We start from the raw sequence: 2,116 nt of genomic DNA, 5'->3' as shown, positions 1-2,116 counted from the left end.
CAGGAACCGGACTGGCAGGACGACCCGGTGGACTTCCTGCGCGCCGCCTCCGAGGAGTTCGCCGCCCTCGGCGTGGTCGCGAGCGCGCGCCGCTGCCTGGCGACGATCGAGACGGCCGAGCCGACGCTGTTCGTCGGCGTCGAACTCGCCACCTGGGACGCCCCGTCGGGGGACGCCAGGGCCCTCCCGCTGGACGCCCTCGGCCGCGCCCTGGGACGTCACCCGGTCCGCTGGCCCGTCAACCTCGTCCTCCTCGACGCGGTCGCGGACCCCGTCTGCGACTACCTGCGCACCAAGGTGCGGCCCTTCTACGGGACCGTCTGAGCCGACCGGGCGGCCGGGCGGGGCAAATCGCCCGGCAGGTCCCGGCTCGGTCAAGGTGGTGTCTTCGACCCCGCTTAAGCTGGTTTCATAATCCCGGTCGAACACTCGCTGTCGGACATCGATGGGGCGGAAAACCAATGTCGTCGCGAAAGGCTGGTTGAGGTGAGCGCGTCGGGCACGGCCGCCGCCGGGCAGGTGGAGCAGATGCTGCGCCAGGTGACGCCCGGGCGCTATGACGCCTACGAGGCGCTGCTGGGCGCCCTCGCGGCCCCGTCCGCCGGCCGGCTCTGGATGCTGCTGTGGCACGGCCGGTCCGGTTCCCCCGACGCGCAGTACGGGATCATGGAGGTCGACGGGTACACCTACGTGCCCTGCGTGACCTCCGACCGGGAACTCTCCGCCAGCGGCTGGAGCCGCGGCTACGAGGTCGTCGACGCCCTCGAGGCCGCCGACGCCCTCTACCCGGACCACCACGGCCTGTGGCTCAACCCGCACGCGCCCGGTGGCGGGGTCGGCATCCCCTGGCTGGACCTGCGCCGGATCTCCGCGGGCCTCGACCGGCAGCCGGCCGGGCCGCTGCGGCTGTCCGAACCCGCGATAGAGGTACCGCAGTTCTACGCCCTGCTGGCCCAGAACGCCCACCGCACCCCGGCGGTGCGCGCGCTGCGCCGCGCCTGGGTGCAGCCGGTGCTCGGCGCGCCCTACCTGGCGATCGGGCTCGACGTCTACCAGGCGTCGCCCGCGGCGGTGGAGTCGGTGCGGTCGATGATGAGCCAGTCGGTCGGCGCGGTGCCGGACGGCCTGGCGGTCTCCACGGTCGCCATGGCCGACGACCACGATCCGGTCGCGCTGTGGATGCGGGCCAATGCCCGCCCGTTCTACGACCGGGACGCGCACGCCCGTCCGGCCGGCGCCTACGGGTACCCCCCGGTCACCGGCGCCTGACGCCACCTCCCTTCCCCCTGGGGCGGCACCCGGTGACCTGCCTCCCGGAGACCCGGAGACCCGGAGACCCGGAGACCCGGTGACCCGCCGCGGGAGGGGACGGGGCCGGTGGGTGTCAGCGGTGGATCGGGAGGGCCGCGCCCGTGAGGGGGACGCCCGTGCCGCCGCGGCGGGCGGCGACGATCTCCGCGGCGATGGACAGCGCCGTCTCCTCCGGGGTGCGCGCGCCGAGGTCGAGGCCGATCGGGGACCGCAGGCGGGCCAGCGCCTCCTCCGGCACGCCCTCCTCGCGGAGACGGGCCAACCGGTCGAGGTGGGTGCGGCGCGAGCCCATCGCGCCGACGTACGCGACGTCCAGTTCCAGCGCCGCCGTCAGCAGCGGGACGTCGAACTTGGGGTCGTGGGTGAGGACGCACAGCACCGTGCGGGCGTCCACGGTGGTGTTCTCCAGGTAGCGGTGGGGCCACTCGACGACCACCTCGTCGGCCTCCGGGAAGCGGCGCTCCGTCGCGAAGACGGAACGCGCGTCGCAGACCGTGACGTGGAAGCCGAGGAACCTGCCGACCCGTGCCAGGGCCGCCGCGAAGTCGACGGCGCCGAAGACGATCATCCGCGGCGGCGGCGTGGAGGTCTCCACCAGCAACGAGAGCGGCGCTCCGCAACGAGAGCCCTGCTCGCCGATCTCGACGACGGCTCCGTTGCGCCCGGCGTCCAGCAGCGCCCCGGCCTCCGCGGCGACCGTCCGGTCCAGTTCGGGCCCGCGGCCGAACCCGCCGGACACCGCACCGCCAGGCTCCTCACCGCCGAACGCCTCGCCGCCAGGCTCCTCACCGCCGGACCGGACCAG

3 protein-coding genes are annotated in these 2,116 nt (G+C 74.5%); 2 read left to right on the top strand and 1 reads right to left on the bottom strand.

Annotated features, from left to right (window positions below):
* On the top strand, positions 1-324 hold a 324-nt coding region (locus tag HW445_RS28330; RefSeq protein ID WP_180223707.1), incomplete at its 5' end, for an enhanced serine sensitivity protein SseB C-terminal domain-containing protein.
* Positions 325-486: 162 nt separating this feature from the next.
* A complete protein-coding gene (locus HW445_RS28325; RefSeq protein WP_180223706.1) occupies positions 487-1,269 on the top strand; it encodes an enhanced serine sensitivity protein SseB C-terminal domain-containing protein in 783 nt (260 codons plus the stop codon).
* Positions 1,270-1,384: 115 nt separating this feature from the next.
* Here the strand turns inward: HW445_RS28325 and HW445_RS28320 are convergent.
* The coding region (locus HW445_RS28320; protein WP_180223705.1) for an XdhC family protein at positions 1,385-2,116 on the bottom strand (732 nt) is incomplete at its 5' end.

The sequence above is a fragment of the Streptomyces sp. UH6 genome, from assembly GCF_013421635.1.
Classification (GTDB): domain Bacteria; phylum Actinomycetota; class Actinomycetes; order Streptomycetales; family Streptomycetaceae; genus Streptomyces; species Streptomyces abyssomicinicus.
This window is presented reverse-complemented; position numbering and strand designations above follow the sequence as displayed.